The sequence below is a fragment of the Mycobacterium scrofulaceum genome (genome assembly GCF_001667885.1).
Lineage (GTDB): Bacteria > Actinomycetota > Actinomycetes > Mycobacteriales > Mycobacteriaceae > Mycobacterium > Mycobacterium scrofulaceum_C.
On sequence record NZ_LZJW01000147.1, the window covers coordinates 30,680 to 53,026 of the forward strand.

Consider the following 22,347-nt stretch of genomic DNA (forward strand, 5'->3'; position numbering starts at 1 on the left):
GAACGACCGGCGCCTACCGCATCGCCTCGGCCCAGTCGGTGTGTCCTTCGAAGCCAAGCGTTTTCGCCATGTCGCGGTAGCGATCTCTGATTCGCGAGTAGGCCTTCCCCTCGCCTCGCGCCCGCGCCAGAAGGGCGCGCATCCGGTGCAGCCAAATTTCACGTATCGCCAGGCCCTGATCAGCCGGCGCGTTCGCCAACCGCTCGATTGCGGCCTCGGCATCGGCGATGTCACGGTCGCTTCCCCGGTCGAGCAACGTCTCCACCAGCACCCCAGTCGTCAGAATGCCCCAGGACAGCAGCTGGCCGCCCTGGGCGAGGTGGTCGACAGCGGCAGACATCAGCGGTATCGCTTGGTCATGCTCCCCACGGCGCGCCGCCTGACGCGCTACGTACACATCGATCATCGGCAGATCGCACAGGAAGTGACCCCCGCGCAGGAACACCTCGCGGACCTCCGCCAGAAGCTTCTGCCCGCGATCACGATCCGCTTCCGTGGTGCGGTGCAGCAGGGCAAGCCCCAAGGTCAGCCATGCGACACCCAACTGGAGGTTGTCCCCGGATCGTTCGGCGATCGCCAGTGCATCCTCGATTTCGCAAATCACGGAATCGTCCGGCCGCAACGCGCCGGCCGGTATCGCGGCGGTGTACACGTAGCTGGCGACGGTGACGTAGGACAGCGAGTCGGCGCCGTGCGCCACGGCCAAGCCGCGCTGCTGATCATCTTGCCAGCCGGGAAGGCCCAGAGCGTATCGGGCGGTCGCCCGCTGCGCGAAGGCAAGCGCCAGGGGAGACCCGAACAGGAAATTGCCTTTCGCGGGGTCGCCATCGGCCAGGTCGATGACCCGCTGTGACAGGCGAAGCATCTCGGTCCACTCGCCGCTTGCCATCTTGGCGCGGATCGGCGTGAAAGACAGCCCTACCGTCAGGGTCGGGTCCCCGATGGACTCGATGAGGGCGATGGCTTCGGAAGCCAGCCTCGACGCCTCGCGCACCCTGTCCTGGAAGGCGTGGTCCACCACCAGCCCCGCCATCGCGATGGCCAGCGACGCCTTGTCGCCGGCGGCGCTACACAACTTGCGCAACTCGTCGAAGCGGTCACCGACGTTGTTCACGTGCAGCCGCCAGGCGATCCCGCACAACATGGTGCGAGGAGCAATGCACATGGCCGCCAGATCCGGCTCATCGGCAGTCAATGCGTCGGCGATCCTGGTGGCACTTTCCCAACTCAGCCGCGCCGCGGCGATGTCACGGTAAGTCGCCCACTTGGCCGCGCGCATGTGCCAGCCGTACGCATCGTGCAAGTCGCCCGCGGCCTCGAGATGCTCGGCGATCAACGCGGCGTTCTGGTCGGCCGATTCCGGCTCGCGGGACTCGATAGCGCCGGCGAGGCGCCGATGCATCTCGGCGCGATCGGATTTCAGTTGTGACTCGTAGGCGACAGCGCGGATCAGCGGGTGGCGGAAGGCGAACTCGGCGCCGGGGGTGAAACGAACCTGGTCGATCAGTTCGGCGCTCACGAGGGCGTCGAGCGCAGGGGCATTTCCCACCGCGGCGAGCAACTCGGGCGTGAACCGTGAGCCGATCACCGCGGCGGCGTTCAGTGTCTGCTTGGCTTCCGGATCCAAACGGTCGATACGGGCGGCGATCGTGGCCTGCAGGCTGGCCGGAACGGTGACGTCGGCGGGGTCTGTGGCGCAGGTGAAGCCGCCGCGGTCGCCCTTGAGTACCCCCCGCTCGGCGAGCTCGCGCACGATCTCTTGTGCGAAAAACGGGTTCCCGCCGGCCCGTTCGGCAACCAACGCTTTGATCCCGGCCACCGAAGGATCGGTGCCCAACAACTCGCCTAGCAGCGCCGCGGTTTCCGAATCACTCAGCGCCGTGAGCGAAATTGCCTGAGAGCCAATAACATTGGCGAGCGCACCGCGGTATTCGGGGCGGTACGTGATCAACACCATCGAAGGTGTTTGGGGGATCACGGTCAGTAGCTCGGAGAGCAATGACTCGCTGACCTCATCGATCCAATGCGCATCCTCGATGACGTAGAGGACCGGTTGCGTGCGGTTCAGCGATAGCGAATTGATCAACGCGGTCAGCCGTCGTCGCCGTGCGTCGGGATGAATCGTTGGGGGCGGCGTCTCGGGGTCTCGAATGCCCATCAGGTCATAGAGCAGCAGCACGTCCTCGTCGGCGGCTTCGGGGACGCTCTCGCGCACCTGTGCGCGGGCCGCCTCGTCGTCGAGCTCGGTGATTCGTGCGATTTCGCGGAGCAGCCGTGCCGCCACGACAAAGGGGACGTCGCTGGTATGCGACTCACAGAACACCGACGACACTTCGACGCCGCGGTCCCGTGCCATGGCGATAGCCTCGTCAGCGAGCCGCGTCTTGCCGATACCTGGCGGCCCTGCGACGCAGACGACGCATCCGCGTCCGCTCATGGACCGGTCGAGAAGGCCTGAGACAGTCGAGACTTCGAGCTCTCGCCCCACCAAGGCGCCTTGCAGGGACCGGCTTCGTTGCGGGCCGCCGGTCAGGCTGAGCAGTCGACGGGCCAGCACCGGGGCGTTGCTGCCCTTGACATGCACCTCCTCGACGTCAGCCAAAACTGCGGCTTCCTGAACGAGCCGTGCGGTGGATTCGCTCAGCATCACCCCGCCCGGCGGCGCGACGGATTCCATCCGTTGTGCCATTCCGACTTGCTCGCCGATTGCGGTGTAGCGGAACGGCCCCGAACCGATCTCACCCGCGATCACCTGGCCCGAGTTCAGACCGACCCGCAACTGCAGATCCACACCGTCGCGGTGGCGGACATCCTCGGCAAGCCGCTTGATCTCCTCCTGAACCCCCAACGCCGTCAGGCAGGCACGAACCGCGTGGTCCTCCATCGCTACGGGCGCGCCGAAGACAGCCATGATCCCGTCGCCGGTGAACTTGTCCACGGTGCCGCCGTAGCGGTGCACCACGTCGGTGCAGCGGTCGAACAGTTCGGCCATGATTTCACGAAGCCGCTCCGCGCCGACGGCCGCGGCGATGTCCATGGAATGCACGACGTCGGCGAACAGCACCGACACCTGCTTGTACTCCGCGTGGGCGGTGGGCTGGGCAACCGGTGAGCCACATTCGTGACAAAACCGAGCATTCTCGAGGAACTCGGTGCCGCACGCCTGGCACGCCGCTACGGCAGTCATCCGACCTCCGCCAATCCCGGCCCCCCGCGTTAGCTGTGGTGATCAAAGAATAGGCCGTTTGGCACGGGGCGAGGCAGTGTTGGCTTCACTCTGGGCGACGCCGGCATGAAGTCTCGAGACGAGTTGAATCAATTCTTGGCGAAGCAGAACAACCGGTACGAAGCCTCGCCGTTCTCCAGGCGACGGTAAATCAATGAACCGCGGCCCCCTGCATAGTCTTCGGCGATGCCACGGAGAAATGGGATGTTGGGCAGACGCCGAGTGATCTGGTCGAACAACCGATTTTGCTCCAGCCCACGCATGACCTCAGCGTTGATCGGCGTCTCAGAGATCCGCCGCATGGAGATGCCGGCCAGGTCGGATTCCCACGTGGCGATTTCGTCTGCATAGCGGATATCCGCGTACAAGAAATGCCCTCCCGGCCGCAGAACACGTTCCACTTCGGCGAAGAACCGGCGAACGTTGCGGTAGTTGATCGCGGCTTCGACGTTGATCACGGCATCGAAGGACGCCGCGGGGAAGGGCAGGCTTTCGGCGTTGCCCTGCACGAACTTCAGTCCCGGCAGGCTATGCCTCTTTCGGCAGAACTCTATTCCGACCGTATTGAGATCCAACCCCGTGTAAGAGGCGGGGCGCAGAGTGCGCATCAGATACGAGGCGCCGCCACCATGGCCACAACTGACTTCCAGCACGTCCTTGCCGGTCAGATCCACCTGGGTCGCCGTGCGGTGATAGAGCTGGATGGGAAACCGATCCGGCTCATCGGCCGCTGCCAGCGGCAGGGCAAGCGGCGGTTCCTCCTCGTATCCGTAGTTGAGGAAAACAACGTCGTCCCTCGTGAGGAGGCGGCTGAGAATCCGGTAGCCATACTTGAAGCGCAAATCCAATAGCGTCACCAAGATTGGCATGTTATTCAGCCGGCTGATGATGTCTTCTATGGGCGTACGCTGCAGCCGCCCGCCGTCTCCGGCACAATACCGGCGCCGCGATAATGGCCCGGGTAGCCTGACGCCCATGCTTAAGTGTCCCATTCCGACACTGCTGCGCGAACGCGCCAGTCTGCAGCCCAATCGGACGGCGTTCACGTTTATGGATTACGAGCGGGATCGCAACGGTATCGCCGAAAGCGTGACATGGTCGCAGCTGTACCGAAGAGTGCTCAGCCTCGCACCTGAGTTGCGCGTTCACGGAACCCCGGGCGACCGTGCCGTGATACTCGCGCCTCAGGGATTGGACTACATCGCCGCGTTCCTCGCCGCATTACAGGCCGGGCTCATTGCGGTTCCACTCGGTGGGGCCAGCGACGAACGTGTCGGTGCGGTACTGGAAGACACCGCACCCTCCGTGGTTCTCACGACGTCGTCTGCCGCAGACGATGTCGCGCGGTACGTCGAGTCGGGGGCCGGAGACTCTGTTCCGTCGATCGTCGCCGTTGATGCGCCGGCCGAGAAGCCGACGAACGCGCGGCGCGCGCGGGTCGACGACTCCATCGACACGGTCTATCTGCAATACACGTCCGGGTCGACGCGCACCCCGGTCGGAGTGATGGTCTCCGACAAGAACATCCTGGCCAATTTCGAGCAGATCAACGCGGCGTTCTTCGGCGACCACGGCGGCGTTGCCCCGCCGGACACCACGGTGGTCTCCTGGCTGCCCTTCTACCACGACATGGGTCTGCATCTCGGGATCATCTTTCCGGTGCTGACGGGTTTCCACACCGTGCTCACGACTCCGGTCGCGTTCCTGCAGCGGCCGGCTCGGTGGATGCAGCTGCTGGCCAGCAACAGTCACGTACTTTCGGCAGGACCCAATTTCGCCTTCGAGCTGGCCGCGAGGAAGACATGGGACGACGACCTGGCCGGACTCGACCTCGGAAACGTGCTGAGCATCCTCAACGGCAGCGAGCGAGTCCAGCCCGCGACGTTGCGGCGGTTCAGCGAGCGGTTCGCCCCGTTCAACCTTCGGGACCGGGTATTGCGGCCCTCATATGGAATGGCCGAGGCAACGTTGTACGTCGCGACCCGCGAAGCGGGCCAATCACCGCGAGTCGTGCATTTTGACTCCGAAGAACTGACCGCGGGCTGCGCGAAGCGATGTGCGAGCGGGGGCGGTACCGCACTGGTCAGTTATGGAGCACCGCGCTCACCCCTGGTGCGCATCGTCAATCCGGCGACAAGTGTCGAATGTCCGGCGGGAACGACCGGTGAAATCTGGGTGCATGGGCACAACGTCGCTTCGGGTTACTGGCAGAAACCACAGGAGTCTGAAAACACTTTCCGCGCAACGCTTGTCGACCCGACGGCCGGCACGCCCGACGGGCCTTGGCTGCGGACCGGGGATATGGGGTTCCTCGCCGACGGCGAACTGTTCATCATCGGCCGTATCAAGGATCTGTTGATCGTCTACGGGCGCAACCACTCGCCCGACGACCTTGAGGCGACGATCCAAACCATCGCGCCGGGACGGTGCGCCGCAATCTCGGTTCCCGACGAGGGCGCCGAAAAACTGGTCGCGATCATCGAGTTCAAGAACCGCAGCGACTCCAGCGAAGACGCTTTTGATGTCGTCAAACGCAAAGTCACTTCTGCGATATCCACCGTGCACGGACTGAGTGTGGCCGATCTGGTGGTGGTAGCTCCCGGTTCGATCCCGATCACCACCAGCGGCAAAGTCCGAAGAGCGGCCTGTGTCGAGCGCTACCGACAGAATCAGTTCGCCCGGTTGGATGCTTAGCGCCGGCTTCCGGCTGCGTCAGGTCGACTGAGCACTCACCAGAGGTCACGGGGTCGCGATGAAACTTTCGGAACTGCTGCGGACCGAGGCAGACGGTGCGGCGGATTCGATACGTTACCGGCTGGGCGGCAACGCTTTCCGATTCCTGTGCGAGACCCACCTGGAGCTTCCGCCGAATCCTCCACCCGGCCACCGTACGCTTGTGTTGTTCGCCCACTTCGATCCCCAGGGCATCGTCGATCCATACGTCGCCTATTACCTGAAGGCGTTGCGGGAGCAGGACGCGACCATCGTCTTCGTGTCCGGCTCGCCCACTCTCACACCGGAGTCGGTGGCCTCCATCTGTTCTCTTTGCGCCGGCATCTACACCCGCCGCACACTTTCCTACGACTTCGGCTCGTGGCACCTCGCGTGGTGCATTCTCACGCGCCGCGGGTGGTCGCTCGATCAGTTCGACCGGTTTCTGGTCGCCAACGACAGCGTGTACGGCCCGCTCTTTCCCCTCGAAAACATGTGGGACGAGTTTCAGGGCGCCGACATGTATGGCGCGGTCGAGAACACCCAGATGATTCCCCACCTCCAATCTTTCTTCCTGGCTTGGGATCTCAATCCGCTCACCCGCCCGTTTCTGGAGGATTTCTGGAACGGCTTCCGCTACGTGGTTCACAAGGGGGCGGTCATCTGGCGGTACGAGGTCGGCGTGTCCACGCGTGCCCGTAAGGCGGGGCTCGTCCTTCACCCGTTCGTCTCCGCTGACGCCATCGAATTCACCTATGGCCGCTCATCAGCCCGTCCGTGGGCCGGTAGACGCTCCGGCCGTAATAACGGCACGCTGCACTTCTGGGATGGACTGATCAAGGACTTCCGCTTTCCCTTTCTCAAGACGAACCTGGCGCGCTACGACATGCCGTGGCACGCGTCCATGGCGGACCTGCGCGATGTCATCGAGCGACACACGAACTATCCCTTCCAGCTCATCCAATCGAACGTGGACCGGCTCGGCCGCAGAGCGCCATCCCTGGTTAGCGGCTATGCCCGGCCGATGACCGGGTGGACTCGGGCCGGGCGCACCGGGACCTCCGCCTGAGCGGGATTCGAAACGAAACGAGCGGCTCAGAGGCTGCTGATACCCGCGGCCAACAGCATGAATCCGGCGAGGGCGGGCGCGGCGATCAGAAGCCGACGACGGTGAATGGCGAACCACCTTTGCAGCTGGACCATCGCCAGCTGCGTCTGGGCCGGCGCGAGAAGATAACTGAAGAGGGGCACCTCGACGAGGGCGAGCACCACGACGGTGAATATCACGACTGCGCTGAGTTGAGCGCCGATGGCCGCTTTCGAGGAGACGATGATGACGAGGACCACGAGATAGTCAGCCAGTGGCATGGTCGTCACCAGTCCGATCCCAAACGCCACCCACGGATTTCCGCCTTGCAACGCGTGACGGACGCGGGCCATGATCCGGGCGGCCGCGGTCGGTCGGGGCGGTTGCGGGGCGAGAGACGGCGGGGCGCCGCGGTACGCCCATACCCCCGTCGCGATCACCAACGCAAGCACGCCGATCGCGATCTGAAAGTAGGCGCCCGTGAAGCGCATGACCGTGGTTCGCGCATGTTCCATGACCATCGGTGGCGAATCCCGCAGGAGGACAAAGGCGGCGACGCCCGGCACTAGGCCCGCTGTCAGTCCGCCCCCCCAGTAGGCAAGAAGGTTGTGCCGGGGCCGTGGGCGTGACATCAAGATTCCGCCGATGACCAGGCGGGTCGGGTCGAGCGAGAGCCAGAGCGCGATCGGCAGCACGGTTCCCCACATCATTCGACACGCTCCCCGCAGGCGGCAGCCTCCAAGAGATCGGCTGCCGCAGCGACGCTTTCGGCAGGCCCGGTCATGCGGCCGGCGAATTCACGGGCCCGGGCGGCGTATCGCGGCGCAAGGACTTCGCGGAGATTCCCGACGAGCGATTCGACGGTGGTGCTCACCAGGCGCTGCGCGCGGCCCACTCGCATCCGGGTGACCTGCGCCGCCCACAGCGGTTGCTCGGCCACGTCCCAGAGGATCACCATGGGAATTCCTGCCCGCAGACCGGCGGCCGTGGTGCCCCCGCCGCCGTGGTGAACGATGGCGCGGCAAAGTGGCAGGGTGGCGGTGTAATTCAGCGAGCCCACCAGGCGTATTTGGTCGGACCGCCACGCGCATCGTGGGCTGTGATCGCCGGAATAGATCAAGGCCCGTTGGCCCAGGTCCGCGCACGCCGCGGCGATCATGGCGATCGTGTCGGCGGGCGACCGGACCGGTGTGCTGCCGAACCCGAAGTAGATGGGGGGCGGTCCGGCGGTGGCCCAGACAGCCACCTCACCGTCTTCATGCGTCGGTAAATCCATCGTCAGCGCGCCGACGAACGGTCGCCGGCCGTTCCATTCGTTCGCCAGGCCCGGAAAACACGCCTCGTCGTAGGCCTGGATTTCGAGTGCTCCGCGTTGCGCCATCCGTTGCGCCGCGGGGGCCGCTGCCCGCGGTAGGCCGAGCTGACGGCGCTGCGCGTCATCGACCTCCTTGGTGATACGCCAGTAGAGCCACCACGCCGTCCTCAATGCAGAGCGGACCAGGCGAGGCGGCGATGGGATCGACGGAAGAGCCAGCTGGCCATTGACGCAGATCGGCATGTGGTGGAGTGCTGCCACCGGAATGTCGTAGTACTCCGCCACATTGGCGACGACCCAGTGGTACGTCTGGCCGGTCACCAACAGGTCGGCCCCGTCCGCCGCCGATGTCAGCGTGGTGTTCATCTGCTCCCAGCCCTCGATGAAGAGATCCTTACCCGCGCGGACGAAGTTGATCGGGTTTTGCGGCTTGAAGGCGTGGTGATGAAAATCCGCGAGCGCTCTGACTTGCTCCCGCGAATCCGGCCCATACCCGACCGCGGCCAGCCCGGCCGACTCCACGAAGCCAACCAGGTTGGGCGGTGCCGCCATGCACACTTCGTGTCCCCGCCGCATCAACTCGAGGCCGACAGCGGCGCAGGGCTCGACATCGCCGCGAGTTCCGTGGGCCGCCAAGACAACTTTCATCGCCGGCCCGTCAGTCGTCGTCCGCGTAGGCAAGATCCGTGACTTCGGTCCTTGCCGCACTCGGACCGCGGCCCTCCAAGACGCGCTTGAATACTCCTGTCAGCGCACTCAGAAATCGGGTCACGGAGTCCCTGGCCACCGGGTTGTTCGGGAAATTCACCCAGATCGAGACTTCATCGAAGAGACGGATCACCGAGATGTACAGATGCGCCGGATCCCTTGGATCGCAGTAGATTTTGACGTTTGCGTTCTTCATGTGGGAAGCGACGGTGGCCGAAAAGGGCGGCAGCCCGGCGTCCATGTAGTTGACCATGGTGCAATTCGGCCCCCACTGCTTGAGCCAGGGCGCCAACTTCAGTACGTCGTTGAACGAGACATTCGCGAGATCCAGATTCGAATCGAAGGACGCCTGCGCGGCGCGCGCCGTCGCGGCAAAAGATGCCGGTTCCACGGGCACGGTGAACGGGACTACGCCGGTGAACCAGCCCATGGTCGAGAACTCCGCCAGTGTCCTGCGTTTGTCGATCGGCGCGAGCCCGTAATACGTTGTCGCTCCAGTTAACTCGTATTGCGCGAGCGCCACACAGGCGAACAAGCCACCGCTGATGCGCGCGGTCGCGCGGATGCAGAGCGACTCGAACGCGGCGGTCTGTTCCTGGTCCATCAGCCGCTGGACCGCCAGGTCACCGCCGGAAGGCACGGACAAGTCGCCCAGCGGCAGCGGAAAGTCCGGCAGTGTTCCGCCGTTTTGTTCGGCGAATTCGATCCACTTCCGCACCTGGGGAGAAGACGCCGTCAGCGTGGCCAGGTGTTGCTTCTCTCGCATGCAGAAATCATCGTGACTGGCCGTGGGCGGCGACGCACCGAGCGCGCCCCCGGTAATCAGGACGCGGTAGTTCATCAAGATTTCCGTGTACAACCCCGAGATGATTGTCGGGTCGCAGTGCACGTGGTCGACGATCGCGAAGAACGTGAAGTGGTCCGCGCGCTGGATGATGCCGAACCTGAAGCAATCCCATTGCAGCGGGTCGGGGGTGGACAGCACGAACTGACGCCACTCGGTCGGAGTCATCGTGTCCCGCCGGACCGGAACGAACTCGATAGCAGCGGGATCATCGATGGTGTGCCGCACAATGCATTCCGCGTCTTCGAACGCGAACCAACTGTGATAGGTCTTGTGTCGGCGCAGGTGTGCATTGATGACGTAGCTCATGGCACGGACGTCGCACCGGCCGGGTTCGTCGCCGCACCCGATGACCAGCCGGGCATAGTCGAGTCCGCGTGCCGCGTAGCGGGAAAACCCGCGCAGGTGGGCTTCCTGCATGGCGCTCAGCGGCACAGCGCTTATCGGAGCACGACGGGCTTTCTCGAGGGAGGCCGGTGATGCTTCCCAAGACACGATTCTGCCCCGCTCCGGCACCCAGTCGTTAACCGTTCCCACGAACAGCCCACGCGCTGGCCCCGCACCTATGAACACCCTTCCCCCTTCCGCCCGCTTGCGCCGCAATCGGCAGTGGCCGAGAGGGTTTCACACAGCAGCCCGGCCAGACCGCGAATGGTGGTGATGTCGTTAGTGGTAACGCGCACCCCTGTTTCCGCCTCGATGCGGGTGCGCAGCTCGAGGTTGCCCATCGAGTCGAGGCCATATTCGGAGAGCGGGTGATCCGGGTCGATGGTGCGCCGCAGAATCAGGCTGACCGCGTCGGAGACCATGCGGCGCAGCCGGGCGTGCCAGTCCTCCCGCGGCAGCGCCTCCAACTCGCTCAGCAATTCGCTTCCCTGCGACGAATTTTGGCCCCTGGCGCGGAACAGTTCGGCAAACCTGCTGCGTTGTGCGTAGGCGGCGAACCACGGGGTGCCGGTCAGCTTTGCATACCCGGCGTACGGGCGGTCGTGGCGCAGTAGTGCCTGAAACGCGTAGGCGCCCTCCTCGGCGGTGAAAGCCGTGTCACGCCAGTGCGCGATCGCGGTGCCTTCGCCGTCCTGACCGAGAGCCACGTCTTCGCCGGTCGCGGACCTGATTTCGGCGGCGCGGCCGACCTCGGCCCATAACGCCCACCCGATCGCGGTGGCGGGAAGGCCGCGGGTTCGGCGCCACCGCGCGAACCCGTCCAGCCAGCTGTTCGCGGCGGCGTACGCCGATTGCCCGGGCGAGCCCACCAGACCTACCGCCGAGGAGAACAAGCAGAACCAGTCCAGGGGGAGCGCTGCCGTCGCCCGGTGCAAGTTCCACGCCCCGAACACTTTCGGGGCCCAGTTGCGGTCGACGAGCTCTTCGCTCGTGGTGGCGAGCATCGCGTTTTCGAATACCGCGGCGGCGTGCAGCACCCCCCGCAAGGGCAGGCCGGTGGCAGTCGCCGCCGCCACCAAGCGCCTCGCCGTGTCGGCTTCGGCGATGTCGCCGCATTGCACCTCGATCTCGGTGCCCATCGCCCGGATGAGTTCGATCGTCTCCACCGCCTTGGCATTGGGCCGGGACCGGGAGCTCAGCACGATGCGGCCACAGCCGGCCCCGGCCATCTTTTCGGCAAGGAAGAGCCCGATGCCGCCCAGGCCCCCGGTGATGATGTAGGAGCTGTCGTTGCGGAAAGCCGGGCTCTGATCCGGCGGCACGACGACGTGGGTGCGGCCGGTCTGGGGCACATCGAGCACGACCCGGCCCGTATGCCCCTCCCCGCTCGCACGGAGCGCCGCCGCGGCGTCCCCGAGCGCGTAGTGAGTGATGTCCGGCAACGGCAACTCACCCTGTGCGACAAGTCGATACACCGCGCTGAGCAGCCCGCCCACCCGGTTCGGGTGGCTCTGCGAAAGCAGCGTCAGGTCGACGTAGTGGAACGTGAGGTTGCGATGGAATGGCAAGGTGTCCAATCGGGTGTTCGCATAGCCATCGCCCTTACCGATTTCCACAAATCGCCCACCGGCGGCCAGCACCTCGAGGCCGGCGCGTTGGGCCGCCCCCGACAGCGAGTTGAGCACGATGTCGACACCATATCCGCCGGTGTCGCGGCGGATCTGCTCCGCGAACTCGATGCGGCGCGAGTCATAGACATGCTGGACCCCCTTGTCGCGCAACAGCTCACGGCGCTGCTCGCTGCCGGCCGTGGCGAAGACCTCAGCTCCGACGGCACGGGCGATCGCGATCGCCGCCTGCCCCACGCTGCCCGCTGCGGAATGGATCAAGACGCGGTCACCGGCGGCGATCCTGGCCTGATCATGTAAGGCGTACCGGGCGACCGCATGCGGGGTAGTCACCGCAGCCGCCTGGTCATCGGTCAGATGCGGTGGCAGGGTCACGGCAAGCCGGGCGTCACAAGTGACAAACGTTGCCCAGCAACCGGTTGCAGAGAATCCGCCGACAAGATCGCCCACCCGATGGGTCGACACCTCGGGGCCGACCGCGGTCACGACGCCGGCGAAGTCCGCGCCCAACGGCGGTGCACCCCGTTCGCCACCAGAGGGCTGGCCGGCGACGACCAGGACGTCGGAGAAGTTGACGCCGGATGCGGTGACCGCGACCTCGATCTCGCCCGGCCCCGGCGGGATTCGTTGAAACGCAGCCAGTTCCAGCGCTTCCGGATCGCCGGGCGTGCGGATCTGCATGCGCATCCCGTCGTGGGGGTGATGCGAGACGGCGGTTCGGCGGTCCTCGGGCCGCAGCGGCCCGGGCGTCACACGCGCGGTATGCCACCCACCGTTCCGCCAAGCCGTCTCGTCCTCATCCGACGGCCCCAGCAGTTGCCCGGCCAGTCGCTCCGCGTCCGTGTTCTCGTCCATGTCGATCTGGGTGGCGCGCAGGTGTGGATATTCGGTGCTGATGGCTCGCACCAGTCCACGGATGCCGGCCTGCTCCAGGTTGTTCACGTCCCCCGGCGCGACGGTCTGGGCGTTGCGCGTCACGACGTAAAGACGGGGCGGCTCTTCGTCGATCTCGGTGATCCGCCGGGCGATTCGCACCAGATGACGCACATAGTCCCCGCCCCGGCGGGCGCACTCCTCGTCGGGATTGCCGTTCTGCGGGCCGGTGAGGATCACCACCCGGCCGACGCGGCGAGCACCAAGATGCGCGCTGAGCGATTCGGAGTTGGAACGATGCTCGCAGTGCTGCGGCCAGGTCATGGCGATGCAGTCGGCTCCCAAAGACTTCAACGCATCGGCCAGGCTGGTCGCCATCACGTCCGCGGTGGTGGAAGTGCTTATCAGCAAGCACGATTCCGGGGCGACGTGCTCCACGTCGGGCAGCGTTCGCTGTGTCCACTCGACGCTCAGCAGTCGCTCGTTCAGCACGCGATCACGGTGGGCGCCCTCGCCGGCCCCGGTGCTGACTTGCAGTCCGCTCACAGCCAGCAGCACAGTCCCGTGTTCGTCAAGCACCTCGAGGTCGGCCTCCAGCCCGGCCCCGTCGGCCGTGGACACCTGTGTGTAGCAGTAGCGCGCGCCGCGGGTCGGGGCGTAGAGCCGGATACCGCGTACACGAAGCGGCAACAGCAGACCGGCGCCACCCGCCGCGCGGGCCGCGGGGTGCGCCGCAACCGATTGAAAGCAGGCATCAAGTAACGCGGGGTGTACGCCGAAGGCGCGGTGTTGCGAGCGGATGGCGCCGGGAAGCGCGACCTCCGCCAGCACCGTCCCGGCGCTCTCGTCCGCGCGGTGCGCCGCGACCAATCCGGCGAAGGCCGCGCCGTATTGCAAACCGTGGTCGTCGAACTGCTGCCGCAACTCGGCCCCGTCCAACCGGCAGGAGTGGGTCGCGAGCAGGGCCGCGATGTCGTATGCGGCTGGACGGTCCTCGGGTCCTCCCGCCCGCAGCACCGCGGTCGCCCGCCGGATCGGCTTGTTCTCCTGGAAGCTCTGCACCACGAAACCGGCGACGCCCGGGGCGTTCATCGACGCGTCCGCGCAGACCGGAGTCTCGTCGTCCAAGAGCAGGGTCGCCTCGAAAGTGATGTCGCGGACCTCGGACTTTTCCCCGAAGATCGTGCGGGCCGCGGCCAACGCCATCTCGCAGTACGCCGCCCCGGGGAGAACGGCCACGTGGTGTATGCGGTGGTCGCCCAGCCACGCCTGCGCCGCGGTCCCAACCTCGCCCTGCCACACGTGGCGCTCGGGTTCCTCGGGCAATCGCACGTGCGGCCCCATCAGTGGGTGCACCGGCACGGTCCAGGCGCCGCGTGCCCGCACATCGTGACCGCCGCGGTTCAGCAGCAATGGGCGGTGATTCCATGACGGGAGCGGAACGTCCACCAGGTGACCCTCGGGGGAGAGGACCGAGAAGTCGACGGCGGCGCCGGCATTGTGCAGATCCGCAAGGAAGCCGCGCAGTCCGTGCACAAGTTTCTGCTCACGGCGCATGGCGGCGAGGGCGGCGAGCGGCATGTCGAGGCTGCCTGCGGTCTGCTCGACCGCATGGGTGAGCAGCGGGTGGGGGGCCAACTCCGCGAACACCCGGTAACCGTCCTCCAATGCCGCCTGCACCGCGGCGGCGAAACGCACCATGTGGCGCAGGTTGTCCGACCAGTACCAGGCGTCACACACCGGCTGCTCGCGCGGGTCGAAAGCGGTCGCCGAGTAGAAGTGCAGGTCAGGTGTCCTGGGGTTGAGCTCTGCAAGTACGTCGGACAGCTCGTCGAGGATCGGATCGACCTGGGGGGAGTGCGAGGCCACGTCGACGGCGATCTCGCGTGCGGGCACGTCGCGCTGCTCCCACGCCAGGACCAGATCTCGCACGGTCTGCGCGGCGCCGCCGATCACCGTGGACTGCGGGGAGGCCACCACTGCCAGCCCAACGTCGTCGATGCCGCGAGCCATGAGTTCCAGAAGCACCTGCTCGGGCGGCAGTTCCACCGACGCCATCGCACCGGAGCCGGCGATTGTCGCCATCAGCCGCGAGCGGCGGCAGATCACGCGGACGCCGTCTTCCAGCACCAACGCTCCGGCGACAACCGCGGCCGCGACCTCGCCCATCGAGTGGCCGATCACGGCGCCGGGCCGCGCCCCGTAGGCCCTCATCGTGGCCGCCAGCGCCACCTGCATCGTGAACAGCGCGGGCTGGATCCGATCGATCCCGGTAACCGTCTCGGGCGCCGAAATCGCCTGAGTGACAGAGAATCCCGCCTCTCGGGCAATCAGCGGTTCCACCGTTGCGACCGTCGCGGCGAAGACCGGTTCGGTCGCAAGCAACTCTGCGCCCATCGACGCCCACTGCGAGCCCTGGCCGGAGAACAGCCAAACCGGTCCCCGGTCGTCCTGCCCGACCGCCGGCTGATGCGGGAACTCGTCGGCGGCGACACCGCGCAAACCCTCGATCAGCTCGTCGAGGGTGCCGGCGATGACCGCCGTGCGCACCGTCCGATGCACCCTGCGCCGCGCGAGCGTGTACGCCACGTCCGATGCCGCAAGCTCCGGCGCGTGTTCGGCGACCCAGTCCGCGAGCCGCGCGGCGGTTCGCCGCAACCCGTCGGGCGATGTGGCGGACAGCGGAAAAATCAGCGGCCCGTCGATCACGCGGGTGGTCCGGGCGCCTCCCGGTGCGACCGTCGGCGGAGCCTGCTCGACGATGGCGTGCACATTGGTACCCGAGAAGCCGTACGACGACACCGCCGCTCGGCGCGGCCCGTGCCGACCGTTGCTCGGCCACGGGGTATTTGCCTGCGGCACAAAGAGATTGGTCTTGATCGCGGCCATTTCGTCAGGCAAACGCGTGAAGTGCAGGTTGCGGGGGATCACGCCGTGCTGCAGCGCCAGGACGGCCTTCATCAGCCCCAGGGCTCCGGCTGCCGACTGGGTGTGCCCGAAGTTCGTCTTGACCGACGCGAGTGCGCACGGCCCGTCGACGCCGTACACCTCCGCCAAGCCGGCGTATTCGACGGGATCACCCACCGGGGTGCCGGGGCCGTGGGCTTCCACCATGCCGACGGTGCCGGCGTCCACGCCCGCCGCCGCCAAGGCCGCCCGATAAGCCTCGACCTGGGCTGTCCGCGATGGTGTCACGATATTCGCCGTGTGACCATCCTGGTTGGCGGCCGTGCCGCGCAGCACCGCCAAGATTCTGTCGCCGGCGCGCACCGCGTCGGGCAACCGCTTGAGCAACAGCACGACGCAACCCTCACCGGCCACGAATCCGTCGGCGGCGACGTCGAAAGCCCGGCAGCGTCCCGTTGCGGACAACATCCCGATGGCAGAGCCCGAGCAGGATTTGCGGGGTTCGAACGAGACCGAGGCACCACCCGCCAATGCGATGTCGCTTTCGCCGTCGTGCAAGCTGCGACACGCCAAATGCACCGCCGCAAGCCCGGACGAGCAGGCGGTGTCCACCGTTATCGCCGGACCGCGCAGCCCCATCGTGTAGGCAACGCGTCCGGAGCCCATCGCGAAGCTGTTGCCCATGTAGCCGTACGGGCCTTCCAGGGCGTTGGCCTCGGCGTGCACGAATTGGTAGTCGTCGTGCATCAGTCCCATGAAGACGCCGGTGCGGGAGCCGGCCAGCGTCGTTCGGGTCAGGCCGCCGTGCTCCATGGCCTCCCACGAGGTTTCCAGCAGCAGTCGGTGCTGCGGGTCCATCGCGGTCGCCTCGTTGTCGGTGATGCCGAAGAACTCGGGGTCGAAGCCGGCCACGTCATCCAGGAAGGCGCCCCATTTGCAGACGGACCGGCCGGGCACACCCGGTTGGGGATCGTAGAACTCGTCGGTGTCCCATCGGTCGGGTGGAATTTCGGTGACATGGTCGTCGCCACGCAGCAAGGAGTCCCACAACTGTTCTGGAGATTCGATGCCCCCGGGCAGGCGGCACGCCATGCCGATGATGGCGACGGGAGTGACTACCGGGGGCGTCGACACAGCCCGCCCCGCGCGCGCACCCTTGATGTTGGCCCCAACAAAGCCGTTTCCTCCTCACAGCAAAGGCGGAGTCGCGCTGTCGGCTGCCTTATCGCTGGGTAGCAACCTGTCGGGTTGTCGGGCTGCCTACTGCGGCGTCGATCTTGAGGGTGTGGGGTTTGACGGGGGTTTCTCGCAGGTCAACTGCCTTGCGGGGGCTGCGACTTCTTCGGCACGCGATCAGTGCTTACACATTAGCGGGATCGCTATCGATCCGGGGCGCGAAACTCGCGCCAAATTCAGCTGGGCCGCGAGTTACGTCAGAGGTCGGCCGGCCCTGGAAACGGACGGCCCGCGCCGCCGTTGATCTGTGGAGCCTAGGGGAATCGAACCCCTGACACCCGCCTTGCAAAGGCGGTGCTCTACCAACTGAGCTAAGGCCCCTCGACGTGACTGGGTGGCTGACCCGTGGTGTCGTCCACCGCCACGTGCCAGACTTCGACCCCGCGCCGGGACCACGCCACCGCCGCCACCACAGCGATCAGTGTGATTGGCAGGGCAAGTCTTACGCAACGTCTTGATGGGCACATGGTTGTGGGCCTAGGAGGACTCGAACCTCCGACCTCTTCGTTATCAGCGAAGCGCTCTAACCGCCTGAGCTATAGGCCCGTACACGCGTACGGCCGAGCGACGAGATTACCGCAATTGCCGCCCCACCCCCAAAAACGCTAGTCGCGGTCGGCCAACGTGACCTCGATGCCGCCGATCAGATCCGTGGTCAGGTTGTAGACGAACGCGGCGATGGTGGCCATCGCCGTCAGCAACACGATGTTGACCAGGCCGATCAGCACCGCACCGCCGAAGATGGTGCCGCTGGAGACCAGCTCGCCGCTGCTGCCGCTGGTGTTGTTCAGCAGGTCGCCGACGTTGCTGTTCAGCTTCGACCACACGCCCATGCCACCCAGGACCAGGTACAGGAACGCCACGGCGATCATCCAGACGAAGAACAACGCGACCGAGAGCAACAGCGAGACCTTCAGCGTGCTCCAGGGATCGATCCGGCGGATCTGCATGCTGGCGCGCACGGGCCCGCGCGGGCGCCGGGACACCTGGGTGCGGCTCTCGCGGGTGTCCCGGCCCTCGCGGGTGTCCCGGTTCTCCGCGCCCGACGACCGGCCGGGCCCCGAGAGGCTCGACGACTCCGGTGCGCGGTCGGCCGGCGTCTTGCGCTGGGGGCCCCGCGGTATCGGGCCGGACAGGTCGGGCAGCTCGCTGGCGTAGGCCTCGGCCGGCGGACCGTCGCCACGCCCCTGCGGGGCGTCGGTGTCGTGCGGCGGGTTCTTGCCCTGCGCGGGTGCGCCGGGGGCCGCGGTTCCGGAGATGAACCGGTTGAGCCGCGCCTCGACACCGCCGGGCGGGCCGGACGGGCGCGCCTCGGTGGGGGGTTCGGTCTGCCGCTGCGGCGCCTGCGGGGGCCGGGCGCCGCCACGCTGCCACGGCGGTGAATCGGCGTCCGGAGCGCGGCCGGCCGGTGCGGGTGGCGTCGCGCGGTGGGCGCCGGCGCGCTCGGCCGAGCCATCCCCATTAAGGCCGTCGCCTTGTTTGGGGGCGCCCGGCTCGTTCGGTGAGGTCACCCCGACTCCTTAGCTCTCCTGCCACGACCGCAGGGGCGTCGCATTTTGTCTGGTCGGGCCGAGTCTAATTGCCCGGCCGTTCGCCGGACCGCCCGGATTGTCACCGACTAGCCGTCCGCGTCCGCGGCGCCCTCCGCTTCCTCGACGACTTCGTCCGCGTTTTCCTCGGCGTTGCGCGCGATGGCCAGCAGCGTGTTGTCGTCGCCCAGGTTCATCAGGCGCACACCCTTGGTCTGTCGTCCCGCCTTGCGGACCTGGCGCGCGGCGGTGCGGATTACCCCGCCTCCGGAGGTGATGGCGTAGAGCTCGCTGTCGTCATCGACGATCAGAGCGCCCACCAGCTTGCCGCGCCGCCGGTCGAACATCACCGTCAGCACGCCCTTGCCGCCGCGGCCCTGCACCGGGTACTCCTCGATCGCGGTGCGCTTGGCGTAGCCGCCGGACGTCGCCACCAACAGGTACGTGCCCTCGCGAACCACGTTGAGCGACAACAGGTAATCATCGGTATTGAATCGCATGCCCTGCACGCCGGAGGTGGCGCGTCCCATCGGCCGCAGCGCCTCGTCGGTCGCCGAGAACCGGATGGACTGGCCGTTGGCCGACACCAGCAGCAGGTCGTCCTCCGACGAGCACAGCACCGCGCCGACCAACTCGTCGTTGTCGCGCAGGTTGATCGCCACGATCCCACCGGACCGGTTGGAGTCGAAGTCGGTCAGCTTGGTCTTCTTCACCAGGCCGTTGCGGGTGGCCAGCACCAGGTACGGCGCGTCCTCGTAGCCACGGATCTGAATGACCTGGGCGATGCGCTCCTCGGGCTGGAAGGCCAGCAGGTTGGCCACGTGCTGGCCGCGCGCTGTCCGGGACGCCTCGGGCAGTTCGTAGGCCTTGGCGCGATAGACCCGGCCCTGCGTGGTGAAGAACAGGATCCAGTCGTGCGTCGAGCTGACGAAGAAGTGCTTGACGATGTCGTCCTGCTTCAGGCCGGCGCCTTGCACGCCCTTGCCGCCGCGCTTCTGGCTCCGGTACAGGTCGGTCTTGGTGCGCTTGGCGTACCCGGTCTCGGTGATGGTGACGACGACGTCCTCGCGGGCGATCAGGTCCTCGTCGCTGACCTCGCCGTCGGCCGCGACAATCCGGGTGCGGCGGTCGTCGCCGTGCTTGTCGACGATCTCGGCGAGCTCGTCGCGCACGATGCCGCGCTGCCGCTCGGGCTTGGCCAGAATGTCTTCCAGGTCGGCGATTTCGGCCTCGATTTTCGCCAGGTCGTCGATGATGCGCTGACGCTCCAGGGCCGCCAGGCGACGCAACTGCATGTCGAGGATCGCTTGCGCCTGGATCTCGTCGATGTCGAGCAGCTCGATCAGTCCGGCCCGGGCGATGTCGACGGTCTCGGACGCCCGGATCAACGCGATGACCTCGTCCAGCGCGTCGAGCGCCTTGACCAGACCGCGCAGGATGTGGGCGCGTTCGTTCGCCTTGCGCAGCCGGTAGGTGGTGCGCCGCACGATGACGTCGAGTTGGTGCGCGACGTAGTGGCGGATCATCTGGTCGAGCCGCAGGGTGCGCGGCACGCCGTCGACGATGGCCAACATGTTGGCGCCGAAGCTGGTCTGCAGCTGGGTGTGCTTGTAGAGGTTGTTCAGCACCACCTTCGCCACCGCGTCGCGCTTGATCTCGACGACGATCCGCACGCCGACCCGGTCACTGCCCTGGTCCTCGACGTTGGAGATGCCGGCCAGCCGGCCGTCGCGCACCTGCTCGGCGATCGAGGTGATGAAGTTGTCGTGGTTGACCTGATACGGCAGCTCGGTGATCACCAAAGACGTTCGGCCCCTGGCCTCTTCGACCTCGACCACACCCCGCATGCGGATCGACCCACGGCCGGTCTTATAAGCGTCGGCGATGCCTTGGCTGCCGACGATCAGGCCCGCGGTGGGGAAGTCGGGACCCTTGACGCGCTCCATGACGGCGGCCAGGGTGGCCTCCTCGTCGGCCTCGTGGTTCTCCAGGCACCAGAACACGGCCTCGGCCAGCTCGCGCAGGTTGTGCGGCGGGATGTTGGTCGCCATACCGACCGCGATGCCGCCGGAGCCGTTGGCCAGCAGGTTGGGGAACCGGCTGGGCAGCACGGTCGGTTCCTGCACCCGGCCGTCGTAGTTAGGGATGAAATCGACTGTCTCCTCGTCGATTTCACGCAGCATCTCCATCGCCAGGGGAGTGAGCCGCGCCTCGGTGTTGTGGCTGACGAAGCCGTTGGTCAGAAACGCGTGGTCTTCGGTCTCGACACGCAGGCTATAGACAGCCCGTCGGCCGGCCTCCGTCACGGAGGCTACGCGCGCGTAGTAGAACCGACCGTCGGTGAGCTCCGTTGCGATAGCCCGCACGTCGGGATCAGCGATGTGACCGAGGATTTCAGCACTGCGCGTTCGCCAGCGCTGCATACGGTCCAGATTGTGGCGGTCCAGCCAGTCGCGGTCGGTCCATCGGCCACCCGCATACTTGCGGATGAATGCGCCCAGGCCCGGAACGTGGTCGGTGTCCAGGCCAGCGCATACCGGCATCGCAGCGAGAATGCGGGTCAGCTCGGCTTGCTTAGCGCCACCGAAACCGACTTGCGATGCAAACATTTCTGCTTGAGCGCGGTTTGTGATGACGACTTTGTGCTCACCGACCGCGTGCCGGTACCGGCGTGATACGACGCCGAATTCCAGCAGCATCTGCTGCACATCAGCCGCCAGAACCTCACTACGGGTCGAGTACGAGATCTGGATCGTGTTGCGCGGCAGAGCGGAACACGATCCGTCGCCCTCGAAAAGGGCTTGCAAGAAGGCTCGCTTGACCGCGGCAGGGGATTGCCATAGCCAATCCGGCACGGACTTGTCGGCCGACCGCTGCCCGGAAAGGTCACCCAGCCGCGTCTTCCTGAGTTCCGTCAGGTTCTGGATGTCGAGTTCGTGCAGCAACGACCCCGAAGCGATGGTCCGCGAAGACACATAACGACGACCGCCGACAACCGCGTCGTACGCGCCGACAACCATGTCGAAGTAGTCGCGATTAAGGTTGTTGAATCCTGCCCGCGTCTCGGAGACGAAGCCCTCGCTGATGAACGCGCCCAATAACAGCGCTTCCATCACGTCGTGCCACTCGGCCGGTCCCAGCTCCACCGGCGGAGTGCGCTGTAGGACGACGTGGTCGTCCGGACGGATTTCGTCGATCAACTTCCACAGCAGCGTCGGCACGCCGGCGACGTCGACCAGGCACAGCAAGGGATGGTTCGCCGTGCCGGTGACTTCGTAACCTTCCGCCGTCCGCACCTTATACGTCTGGTGCTCGCCAGAATGGAACAGGCGGTCGGCGACAACGGGATTGCCGTGGCGGTCGAGAACCTTGAGTTCGACCTCGTTGTCTGAGTTGGGCGACGCGTCCGGAACGACATCACCTATGCGCACCGATTGCCCAAATGGCAAGCGCACCAGGGTATCTGCGGACACGCAATACCGCATGGCCGCCGGCGGGTCGTTGCCCGGCGAACCGAAGTTGCCCTGGCCATCGACCAGTGGGTACCGCAGCGACCATGGCTGCGCCATGCGCACCAGGGTGTCGTAGATCGAGGCATCGCCGTGCGGGTGGTAGTTCCCCATCGTCTCGGCGACCGACCGCGCCGACTTGGCGTGGCTGCGATCCGGGCGGAATCCCGAGTCGTACATCGCATAGAGCACGCGGCGGTGGACGGGCTTGAGGCCGTCGCGCACCTCGGGCAGCGCGCGCCCGACGATCACGCTCATCGCGTAGTCGATGTAGCTGCGCTGCATCTCCTGCTGGATGTCAACCGGCTCGATGCGGTCGCCGGCCTCGTCGCCGGGCGGCAGCGTGGTGTCAGTCATCTATTCCCCTTTGTGGGTTGGCGTGCCTG

10 protein-coding genes and 2 tRNA genes are annotated in these 22,347 nt (G+C 66.3%); 2 read left to right on the forward strand and 10 right to left on the reverse strand.

Annotated features, from left to right (window positions below; translation table 11 throughout):
- Positions 1–13: 13 nt before the first annotated feature.
- Entirely contained in the window at positions 14–3,187 is a 3,174-nt protein-coding gene (locus A5681_RS21040; RefSeq protein WP_067279756.1) for an adenylate/guanylate cyclase domain-containing protein, read from the reverse strand.
- 128 nt (positions 3,188–3,315) lie between these two features.
- Positions 3,316–4,095 (reverse strand): phthiotriol/phenolphthiotriol dimycocerosates methyltransferase, encoded by a 780-nt coding sequence (locus A5681_RS21045; RefSeq protein WP_082968467.1) that lies wholly within the window; start codon positions 4,093–4,095, stop codon positions 3,316–3,318.
- A 106-nt stretch (positions 4,096–4,201) separates the two neighbouring features.
- Here A5681_RS21045 and A5681_RS21050 point away from each other — a divergent pair, with 106 nt between their 5' ends.
- The gene (locus tag A5681_RS21050) at positions 4,202–5,920 is read left to right on the forward strand and encodes an AMP-binding protein (protein ID WP_067279759.1); all 1,719 of its coding nucleotides are present in this window, start codon (positions 4,202–4,204) and stop codon (positions 5,918–5,920) included.
- Between the two features lie 58 nt (positions 5,921–5,978).
- A complete protein-coding gene (locus A5681_RS21055) occupies positions 5,979–7,007 on the forward strand; it encodes a rhamnan synthesis F family protein (RefSeq protein WP_067279762.1) in 1,029 nt (342 codons plus the stop codon).
- Positions 7,008–7,033: 26 nt separating this feature from the next.
- Here the strand turns inward: A5681_RS21055 and A5681_RS21060 are convergent, their stop codons facing one another.
- The 8 genes from A5681_RS21060 to gyrA all read right to left on the reverse strand — a co-directional run bounded on the left by A5681_RS21060 (position 7,034) and on the right by gyrA (position 22,318).
- Positions 7,034–7,720 (reverse strand): GAP family protein, encoded by a 687-nt coding sequence (locus A5681_RS21060; protein ID WP_197498673.1) that lies wholly within the window; start codon positions 7,718–7,720, stop codon positions 7,034–7,036.
- 11 nt (positions 7,721–7,731) lie between these two features.
- Entirely contained in the window at positions 7,732–8,988 is a 1,257-nt protein-coding gene (locus A5681_RS21065; protein WP_067279769.1) for a glycosyltransferase, read from the reverse strand.
- Between the two features lie 10 nt (positions 8,989–8,998).
- Positions 8,999–10,429 (reverse strand): acyltransferase, encoded by a 1,431-nt coding sequence (locus A5681_RS21070; protein ID WP_231996384.1) that lies wholly within the window; start codon positions 10,427–10,429, stop codon positions 8,999–9,001.
- Positions 10,430–10,455: 26 nt separating this feature from the next.
- Positions 10,456–16,821 (reverse strand): sulfolipid-1 biosynthesis phthioceranic/hydroxyphthioceranic acid synthase, encoded by a 6,366-nt coding sequence (pks2, locus tag A5681_RS21075; RefSeq protein ID WP_269454971.1) that lies wholly within the window; start codon positions 16,819–16,821, stop codon positions 10,456–10,458.
- Positions 16,822–17,171: 350 nt separating this feature from the next.
- Positions 17,172–17,244, reverse strand: a tRNA-Ala gene (locus A5681_RS21080).
- A 151-nt stretch (positions 17,245–17,395) separates the two neighbouring features.
- Positions 17,396–17,469, reverse strand: a tRNA-Ile gene (locus tag A5681_RS21085).
- Positions 17,470–17,528: 59 nt separating this feature from the next.
- Positions 17,529–18,434: a DUF3566 domain-containing protein gene (locus tag A5681_RS21090; protein WP_067279781.1), complete on the reverse strand. Its 906-nt coding sequence runs from the start codon at positions 18,432–18,434 to the stop codon at positions 17,529–17,531.
- A 107-nt stretch (positions 18,435–18,541) separates the two neighbouring features.
- On the reverse strand, positions 18,542–22,318 hold the full coding sequence (gene gyrA / locus A5681_RS21095) for an intein-containing DNA gyrase subunit A (RefSeq protein WP_067279784.1): 3,777 nt from the start codon (positions 22,316–22,318) through the stop codon (positions 18,542–18,544).
- Between the last annotated feature and the right edge of the window lie 29 nt (positions 22,319–22,347).

What these genes read in the sequence shown, in the direction of transcription:
- A5681_RS21040 (WP_067279756.1), bottom strand. Translation starts at nt 3,187, where the DNA reads ATGACTGCCGTAGCGGCGTGCCAGGCGTGCGGCACCGAGTTCCTCGAG.
- A5681_RS21045 (WP_082968467.1), bottom strand. Translation starts at nt 4,095, where the DNA reads ATGCCAATCTTGGTGACGCTATTGGATTTGCGCTTCAAGTATGGCTAC.
- A5681_RS21050 (WP_067279759.1), top strand. Translation starts at nt 4,202, where the DNA reads ATGCTTAAGTGTCCCATTCCGACACTGCTGCGCGAACGCGCCAGTCTG.
- A5681_RS21055 (WP_067279762.1), top strand. Translation starts at nt 5,979, where the DNA reads ATGAAACTTTCGGAACTGCTGCGGACCGAGGCAGACGGTGCGGCGGAT.
- A5681_RS21065 (WP_067279769.1), bottom strand. Translation starts at nt 8,988, where the DNA reads ATGAAAGTTGTCTTGGCGGCCCACGGAACTCGCGGCGATGTCGAGCCC.
- gyrA (WP_067279784.1), bottom strand. Translation starts at nt 22,318, where the DNA reads ATGACTGACACCACGCTGCCGCCCGGCGACGAGGCCGGCGACCGCATC.